We start from the raw sequence: 8,844 nt of genomic DNA on the forward strand, positions 1-8,844 counted from the left end.
CAACCCAGTGTAGGAGCGAGCTTGCTCGCGATGAGGCCATAACATTCAGCATTAATGTTGAATGTCAGTGCGCTATCGCGAGCAAGCTCGCTCCCACAAGGGATTGTGGTGTGTTCAGAATCTGATCAACCCTGCCGCCCGGTAATCCAGCGCCTAGTATATCGACCCAGCCCGTCAACAACCGGGCCTTGCTCGCAGTTCTGACCGAAAACTACTCCAGTGCTTTCCAGATTTCCGTGGCGTACTCGCGAATGGTCCGGTCCGACGAGAACCAGCCCATCCGCGCCGTGTTCAATACCGCCGAGCGCCACCACTCCTTCGAATCGTGCCAGTGGGCTTCGACGCGCATCTGGGCGTGCCAGTAGGAATCGAAATCAGCGCAGACCAGGAAGCGGTCGTAGTCCACCAGCGAATCGATCAACCCGGTGTAACGGGACGGATCATCCGGCGAGAACACCCCGCCTCGAATCGCTTGCAGCACATCGTTCAGACGGTGGGACGCGGCGATATCCGGCACCGCACTGAACTCATGGTTCTGCTTGCGCGCCTCCACCTGTTGCGCGCTGAGACCGAAGATGAACATGTGCCCGTCGCCGATGCGCTCGCACATTTCCACATTGGCCCCGTCCAGGGTGCCGATAGTCAGAGCGCCGTTCAGGCCGAATTTCATGTTGCTGGTGCCAGAGGCTTCGAACCCGGCGGTGGAGATCTGCTCGGACAAATCCGCCGCCGGAATGATGCTCTCCGCCAGGCTGACGTTGTAGTTGGGCAGGAACACCACTTTGAGCAAGCCGCGCACGGTCGGGTCGTTGTTCACCACCCGGGCGATGTCGTTGGTCAGCTTGATGATCAGTTTGGCCTGGTGATAGCTCGCGGCTGCCTTGCCGGCAAAGATTTTCACTCGTGGCACCCAGTCGATTTCAGGCTCCGCTCGAATCGCCTGGTACAACGCCACGGTGTGCATCAGGTTGAGCAACTGGCGCTTGTACTCGTGGATTCGCTTGACCTGCACGTCGAACATCGCCGCCGGGTTGACCGCCACGCCCAGTCGCTCATGAATCAGGTACGCCAAGGCTTTTTTGCTGTGCAGGCGTTGCTCGGCAAACGCCTTGCGGAATGCACTTTTCTCGGCGAACGGCTCAAGGGCGAGCAAACGCTCTTCCGGGTTATCCAGCACCTCGGGGCCAAGGGCATCGACCAGCATCGAGGTCAGCTCGGGGTTGGCCTGATACAACCAGCGACGGAAGGTGATGCCGTTGGTTTTGTTGTTGATCCGCTCCGGGTAGAGCTTGTGCAGTTCGGAGAACACCGTTTGACGCATCAGCTGCGTGTGTAGCCCGGACACACCGTTGATGCTGTGGGAACCGAGAAACGCCAGGTTGCCCATGCGCACCCGGCGACCGTTGTCTTCCTCGATCAGCGACACCGCGCGCAGTACGTCGAAGTCGTGAATGCCTTTGGCCCGCAGGGAGTCGATGTGGTGGGCGTTGATCAGGTAAATGATCTGCATGTGCCGCGGCAACATGCGTTCCATCAAGCCGACCGGCCAGGTTTCCAGCGCTTCGGGCAGCAATGTGTGGTTGGTGTAGGACAGCGTATCGACGGTGACCTGCCACGCGGCATCCCACGCCACGTCATACACGTCGACCAGTTGCCGCATCAGTTCAGCCACGGCAATCGAGGGGTGAGTGTCGTTGAGCTGGATAGAGGCGTGATCGCCCAGGGTCAGCACCGAGGTGTGCATGTTGCGATGGCGGCGCAGCAGATCCTGCAATGAGGCGGCGACGAAGAAGTACTCCTGGCGCAGGCGCAACTCCTGGCCGGCCTCGGTGCTGTCCGCCGGGTACAGCACCCGGGAGATGCTTTCGGCCCTGGCCACTTCAGCCACGGCGCCCAGGTGGTCACCGGCGTTGAAACGCTCTAGATGCAGATCTTCCATGGCCCGGGCACGCCACAGGCGCAGGGTGTTGACGCTCGCCCCGCGCCAGCCGACCACCGGCGTATCGTAGGCGATCGCCCGCACAGTTTCCGCCGGGGACCAGACTTGTCGGGATTTGCCGGTGTCGTCGGTCAGGGTCTCGACACTGCCGCCGAAACCGATGGTGTAAGCCACTTCCGGCCGCTCGAACTCCCAAGGGTTGCCGAAATCCAGCCAGTGTTCGGTCTGCTCCTGCTGCCAGCCATCGACAATCGCCTGACGGAACAACCCGTGCTCATAGCGGATGCCGTAGCCATGACCGGCGATGCCGAGGGTCGACATGCTTTCCAGGAAACACGCCGCCAGGCGCCCGAGGCCACCGTTGCCCAGGGCCGCATCGGGCTCCAGCGTACGGATGCGCTCAAGGTCGACGCCGAGTTCGGTCAGAGCTTCGCGGGCCACGTCGAGCAGGCCGAGATTGCTCAGGCTGTCGAACAGCAGCCGACCGATGAGAAATTCCAGCGAGAGGTAATAAACGCGCTTCTGGCCTTTGCGGTAGATCTGCCGCGTGTGGTCCATCCAGTGCTCGACCATGTGATCCCGCGCGGCCAGGGCAATGGCTTCGAACCAGTCGTGGTCGAAGGCGTGATCCGGGTCTTTACCTACTGCATAAGTGAGTTTGGTCAAGACGGCATCGCGGAATGCGGCCACCTCTGCTTCTCGAACAAGTGGTTCTTGAGTCATCGATAGGACCTCGAGCGAGCTTGGAGTTGTCTGAGCCTAGACGGTCTGACAGGCGGTAGAGGCTCTGGTTCGGCAGTTTTTCCTGTAAGTGCGAATCGGGTCGGCAATACATTGTCGTGTACCTGATTCAATGCAGGGGCCGTGCCGGATTAGCGGTTTATTGGCCAGCTGTGAAAAAATCTGGCGAAAGGTTGTTCAAAAATCCACCAGTCCCGGTATGATCGCGCGCCCTGATGCACACGCTGGTAACAAACGATGATGAAGCCGAACCTGATCGCTGCCGCAGAGATCGACCGCCTCGATACCTGGGCCAAGTACTCTGCCCCGATGTGCGGCTCGTGCATGTCCAGCTGCTGCACCCTGCCCGTCGAGGTCAAGATCAAGGATCTGATCCGCATCGGCGTGGTCGATGAGTTCGAGCTGGGTGATCCGCCGAAGAACATCGCCAAGCGCCTGCAAAAGGAGGGCTTGGTCGAACGCTTCAATCAGAAGTCAGGGATCTTTACCCTCCAACGCATGAGCAACAACGATTGCCTGTACCTGGATCGTAAGAGCCGTCTGTGCACTATTTATGATAAGCGCCCGGATACCTGCCGCAATCATCCGAAAATCGGCCCGCGGCCAGGGTATTGCGCGTACAAGCCCAAGGAAGTGGAGCGCGAGCGGAGTTCGCGGAGTATCGAGCGGTTCTGATATTTCCTGAAACCAGTGGCGGCTGATCGGCCGCTAACGCAGGGGTTCTGTGGTGTTCACACAATTTGTGGTTCACCTCGAACACTGTGGAAGCGAGCTTGCTCGCGATGAGGCCCGAACAAACACCGCATAAATCCCAGACAAACAAAAACGCCCCCGGTCTCTCGACCGGGGGCGTTTTCGTTCAGCCAGGGCTAAATCTTATGCCTTGGCTTTCTTGGCAGCGCGGGTACGCTCGCTTTCGTCCAGGATCTTCTTGCGAAGACGGATGGACTTAGGAGTTACTTCACACAGCTCGTCGTCCTGGATGAATTCCAGAGCCTGTTCCAGAGTGAAGCGAACAGGTGGAACCAGAGCGATGGTTTCGTCTTTACCCGAAGCACGCATGTTGTCGAGCTTCTTGCCCTTGGTAGGGTTAACGCCCAGGTCGTTGTCACGGCTGTTCAGACCAACGATCTGACCGTTGTAGATTTCCTGACCGTGTTCTACGAACAACTTGCCACGCGCCTGCAGGGTTTCCAGGGAGTAGGTCAGCGCCTTACCGGTTTCAACCGAAACCAGAACGCCGTTCTGACGGCCGGACATGTCGCCGGACTTCATCACGTCGTAACGGTCGAAGATCGAGGTCAGGATGCCAGCACCGTTGGTCAGGGTCAGGAACTGGTTACGGAAACCGATCAGACCGCGAGCAGGGATGTTGTATTCCAGACGTACACGGCCCTTGCCATCCGGCACCATGTTGGTCAGGTCGCCCTTACGCAGGCCCATCTCTTCCATCACCTTGCCTTGGGATTCTTCCGGCAGGTCGATGGTGACGTTTTCGAACGGTTCGTGCTTCACGCCGTCAACCAGACGGATGATCACTTCCGGACGGCCTACAGCCATTTCGAAGCCTTCGCGACGCATGGTTTCGATCAGTACCGAGAGGTGCAGTTCGCCACGGCCGGAAACCTTGAACTTGTCAGCCGAGTCGCCTTCTTCAACGCGCAGTGCAACGTTGTACAGCAGCTCTTTGTCCAGACGTTCCTTGATGTTACGGGAAGTCACGAACTTGCCTTCTTTACCGCAGAATGGCGAGTCGTTTACCTGGAAGGTCATGGAAACGGTTGGCTCGTCGACGGTCAGCGGCTTCATCGCTTCGACCGTGTCCGGGTGGCACAGGGTGTCGGAGATGAACAGCGAATCCATCCCGCTGATGCACACGATGTCGCCTGCAGCAGCTTCTTCAACGTCTACACGGTGCAGACCGTGGTGACCCATCAGCTTCAGGATACGACCGTTGCGCTTCTTGCCGTCGGCGCCGATAGCCACAACCGGGGTGTTCGGCTTGACGCGACCACGGGCGATACGGCCAACGCCGATAACACCCAGGAAGCTGTTGTAGTCCAGTGCGGAGATCTGCATCTGGAACGGACCTTCACGGTCAACAGCCGGCGCCGGTACGTTGTCGACGATCGACTGGTACAGCGGGGTCATGTCTTCAGCCATTTCGGTGTGGTCCAGACCGGCAATACCGTTCAGGGCCGAGGCGTAGACGACTTTGAAGTCCAGCTGTTCTTCGGTGGCACCCAGGTTGTCGAACAGGTCGAAGATCTGGTCCAGAACCCAGTCCGGACGCGCGCCTGGACGGTCAACCTTGTTGATGCACACGATCGGACGCAGGCCGGCTTCGAAAGCCTTCTTGGTCACGAAACGGGTTTGCGGCATAGGGCCGTCTTGAGCGTCAACCAGCAGCAGAACGGAGTCGACCATCGACATTACGCGTTCAACTTCGCCGCCGAAGTCGGCGTGGCCCGGGGTGTCCACGATGTTGATGTGGTAGCCGTTCCAGTTGATGGCGGTGTTTTTCGCCAGAATGGTAATACCGCGCTCTTTCTCCTGGTCGTTGGAGTCCATCACGCGCTCGTCGTTGAGCTCGTTGCGCTCCAGGGTGCCGGATTGACGCAGGAGTTTGTCTACCAGGGTGGTCTTACCATGGTCAACGTGGGCAATGATGGCGATGTTGCGTAGATTTTCGATCACTTGTGTATCTCGATCAGAGGATTCGGTGTGCTGACAAGTCTTGGCAGCGATTAACAGTAGCGTCCGTGAAAGCCGTTACAGCTTGACGGTGGCATCGGGGGGCCGGTGACGCAGGCCACAGGCAAACAGCCCCGGGCACTTAGCTCGGTCGATAAACGCGCACATTGGCATGCCCCTCACTGAGCAAATGGTGGGCATGCAGGCGACTCATCACGCCTTTGTCGCAATACAGCAGGTACTGGCGAGTAGGGTCCAGTTCCTTGAAACGAGCGTTCACTGCATAAAACGGCATCGTTTGTACCTCGATGCCAGCGAGGTCCAGCGGGTCGTCTTCAGCGGCATCCGGGTGACGGATGTCGATGACGATCTGACCGGCCAGCGCTTCGCTGACTTCTTCAATCTGCAAGTCCTGGCCCAGTTCATCGATTACGCGATCGATCGGCACCAGCTTGGCGTTTTCGAGCGCACGCTCGAGTACCGCCATATCGAATTCTTTCTCTTCATGCTCGACGCGATAGCGCTTGGCCGCGGTCTTCGGATTGACCGAGATGACGCCGCAGTATTCCGGCATATGCCGGGCGAAATCAGCGGTGCCGATTTCGATTGCCGTGTCGATAATGTCCTGCTTGTGACTGGCGATCAGCGGACGCAACACCAGCTTTTCGGTCACGCAGTCGATCACTGACAGGTTCGGCAGCGTCTGGCTCGACACCTGGGAGATCGCCTCACCGGTGACCAGTGCGTCGATGTGCAGTCGATCGGCAATTTTGGAGGAAGCGCGCAACATCATACGCTTCAATACTACGCCCATATGACTGTTATCGACTTTGCCGAGAATTTCGCCCAGCACTTCTTCGAACGGCACACTGACAAATAGCACGCGCTGGGAGCTGCCGTACTTCTTCCAGATGAAATGCGCGACTTCCATGACGCCCAGTTCGTGGGCACGTCCGCCCAGATTGAAGAAGCAGAAATGCGCCATCAGGCCGCGGCGCATGATCTGGTAGGCCGCCACGGTGGAGTCGAAGCCACCGGACATCAGCACCAGGGTCTGCTCCAGCGCGCCCAGCGGATATCCGCCGATGCCGTTGTGCTGGCTGTGGATCACGAACAACCGCTGGTCGCGAACTTCGATCCGGACTTCGATTTCCGGCGCTTTCAGGTCGATCCCGGCTGCGCCGCACTCGCGACGCAGCTTGCTGCCGACGTATTTTTCGACGTCCATCGAGCTGAACGTGTGTTTGCCCGCACGCTTGCAGCGCACCGAGAAAATTTTCCCGGCCAGTGCATCGCCGTAGTGCTGTTTGCACTTTTCGGTGATGTCGTCGAAGTCGCCCAGCGGGTACTCGTCGATCTGCAGAAAGTGCGCGATGCCCGGCATGCAGGTCAGCCGCTCACCCATCTCTTTCAAGGCTTTCGGGTCGGTAACACGGGTTTCCAGCTCGAGATTGTCCCACACGCCGTTCACCACCACGGCCGGGTCCAGATCACGGAGCACGGCGCGGATGTTTTTGGCCAACTGGCGGATAAATTTCGTCCGGACAGGTCGACTCTTGATGGTGATCTCGGGGAAGACTTTTACGATTAATTTCATGGAAACAGCGCGCGCATGGCCTGCCGAAAAAGGGGGGCGCGGATTATAGCGGAAATTGCTCAAGGTTTAACCAGTTAATGTACAGAAGGTTTTGCGCGCACCAAAACAGGTCATTTATTGGATATAACGCCACATTACAGGGCGAGATTTTCTGCTTTAAAGCGCAATATGTCCTCACAAGCGTGCTTTTGGGGCAAAAAACCCATGCTGGGGCACTGGCATGCAATTTGCTCCCTTGTGAGGCAGGTTGCCTTGGCAGAGTATTCGCGCCGGCATCACAAACATTTAAGGGCATCCACTACCAGCCCTAATACACCCGGAGGACACTATGTCGAAGTCGGTTCAACTCATCAAAGATCATGACGTCAAGTGGATTGATCTGCGCTTCACGGACACCAAAGGCACTCAGCACCACGTGACCATGCCGGCTCGCGATGCGCTGGATGACGACTTCTTCGAAGTCGGCAAAATGTTCGACGGCTCCTCCATCGCTGGCTGGAAAGGCATCGAAGCCTCCGACATGATCCTGATGCCGGACGACTCCACCGCGGTCCTGGATCCGTTCACCGAAGAACCGACCCTGATCCTGGTCTGCGACATCATCGAACCTTCGAGCATGCAAGGCTACGACCGCGACCCACGTGCGATCGCCAAGCGTGCCGAAGAGCACCTGAAAGCCACCGCTATCGGTGACACCGTATACGCCGGTCCGGAGCCAGAGTTCTTCATCTTCGACCAGGTGAAGTTCAAGTCCGACATTTCCGGCTCCATGTTCAAGATCTACTCTGAACAAGGTTCGTGGATGTCCGACCAGGACATCGAAGGCGGCAACAAAGGCCACCGCCCAGGCGTCAAAGGCGGCTATTTCCCGGTTCCGCCGTTCGACCACGACCACGAAATCCGTACCTCCATGTGCAACGCACTGGAAGAAATGGGCCTGACCGTCGAAGTTCACCACCACGAAGTGGCGACTGCCGGCCAGAACGAAATCGGCGTCAAGTTCAACACTCTGGTGAAGAAAGCCGACGAAACCCAAACCCTGAAGTACGTCGTGCACAACGTTGCCGATGCCTACGGCCGCACCGCGACCTTCATGCCTAAGCCTCTGTACGGCGACAACGGCTCGGGTATGCACGTACACATGTCCATCTGGAAAGATGGCAAGAACACCTTCGCTGGCGAAGGCTATGCCGGCCTGTCCGACACCGCCCTGTACTTCATCGGCGGCATCATCAAGCACGGTAAGGCCCTGAACGGCTTCACCAACCCGGCGACCAACTCCTACAAGCGTCTGGTTCCAGGCTTCGAAGCTCCAGTGATGCTGGCCTACTCGGCTCGCAACCGTTCCGCTTCGATCCGTATTCCTTACGTGTCGAGCCCGAAAGCCCGCCGTATCGAAGCACGCTTCCCGGATCCGGCTGCCAACCCATACCTGTGCTTCGCCGCACTGTTGATGGCTGGCCTGGACGGCATCCAGAACAAGATCCACCCTGGCGACGCCGCTGACAAAAACCTGTACGACCTGCCGCCTGAAGAGGCCAAAGAGATCCCACAAGTTTGCGGCAGCCTGAAAGAAGCCCTGGAAGAGCTGGACAAAGGTCGTGCGTTCCTGACCAAAGGCGGCGTTTTCAGCGACGACTTCATCGACGCTTACATCGCCCTGAAAAGCGAAGAAGAAATCAAGGTACGTACCTTCGTACACCCACTGGAATACGAGCTGTACTACAGCTGCTGATCCAGTAGCGCCGCGGCACGCGGCGTGACAAAAAGAGGCCTCCTTCGGGAGGCCTTTTTTATGGTTCTTCACGGAATCCTGGGAAACACAGAAACAAGAACGCCGATTTGTTTGATGATGTTCGTGCGAGCAAACACA

5 protein-coding genes are annotated in these 8,844 nt (G+C 58.1%); 2 read left to right on the forward strand and 3 right to left on the reverse strand.

The window, feature by feature from the left end; genetic code table 11:
* Positions 1-211: 211 nt before the first annotated feature.
* Positions 212-2,662, reverse strand: coding sequence for a glycogen/starch/alpha-glucan phosphorylase (locus AC3WTM_RS11320; RefSeq protein ID WP_102672703.1), 2,451 nt, complete (start codon positions 2,660-2,662; stop codon positions 212-214).
* A gap of 255 nt (positions 2,663-2,917) precedes the next feature.
* On the opposite strand from AC3WTM_RS11320, the gene AC3WTM_RS11325 reads away from it, so the two are divergent.
* Positions 2,918-3,355, forward strand: coding sequence for a YkgJ family cysteine cluster protein (locus tag AC3WTM_RS11325; protein ID WP_090452613.1), 438 nt, complete (start codon positions 2,918-2,920; stop codon positions 3,353-3,355).
* A 201-nt stretch (positions 3,356-3,556) separates the two neighbouring features.
* Here the strand turns inward: AC3WTM_RS11325 and typA are convergent, their stop codons facing one another.
* Complete coding sequence (gene typA / locus AC3WTM_RS11330; protein ID WP_007989225.1) at positions 3,557-5,377, reverse strand: translational GTPase TypA; 1,821 nt, start codon at positions 5,375-5,377, stop codon at positions 3,557-3,559.
* A gap of 139 nt (positions 5,378-5,516) precedes the next feature.
* On the reverse strand, positions 5,517-6,971 hold the full coding sequence (thiI, locus tag AC3WTM_RS11335; RefSeq protein WP_102672702.1) for a tRNA uracil 4-sulfurtransferase ThiI: 1,455 nt from the start codon (positions 6,969-6,971) through the stop codon (positions 5,517-5,519).
* A 328-nt stretch (positions 6,972-7,299) separates the two neighbouring features.
* On the opposite strand from thiI, the gene glnA reads away from it, so the two are divergent.
* Positions 7,300-8,706 carry a type I glutamate--ammonia ligase gene (gene glnA, locus AC3WTM_RS11340; RefSeq protein ID WP_008002929.1) on the forward strand — a complete coding sequence of 469 codons (1,407 nt, stop codon included), beginning with the start codon at positions 7,300-7,302 and terminating at the stop codon, positions 8,704-8,706.
* Positions 8,707-8,844 lie beyond the last annotated feature (138 nt).

This window comes from Pseudomonas sp. EU05-FHT14B02, from assembly GCF_058791055.1.

What these genes read in the sequence shown, in the direction of transcription:
- AC3WTM_RS11320 (WP_102672703.1), bottom strand. Translation starts at nt 2,662, where the DNA reads ATGACTCAAGAACCACTTGTTCGAGAAGCAGAGGTGGCCGCATTCCGC.
- AC3WTM_RS11325 (WP_090452613.1), top strand. Translation starts at nt 2,918, where the DNA reads ATGATGAAGCCGAACCTGATCGCTGCCGCAGAGATCGACCGCCTCGAT.
- thiI (WP_102672702.1), bottom strand. Translation starts at nt 6,971, where the DNA reads ATGAAATTAATCGTAAAAGTCTTCCCCGAGATCACCATCAAGAGTCGA.
- glnA (WP_008002929.1), top strand. Translation starts at nt 7,300, where the DNA reads ATGTCGAAGTCGGTTCAACTCATCAAAGATCATGACGTCAAGTGGATT.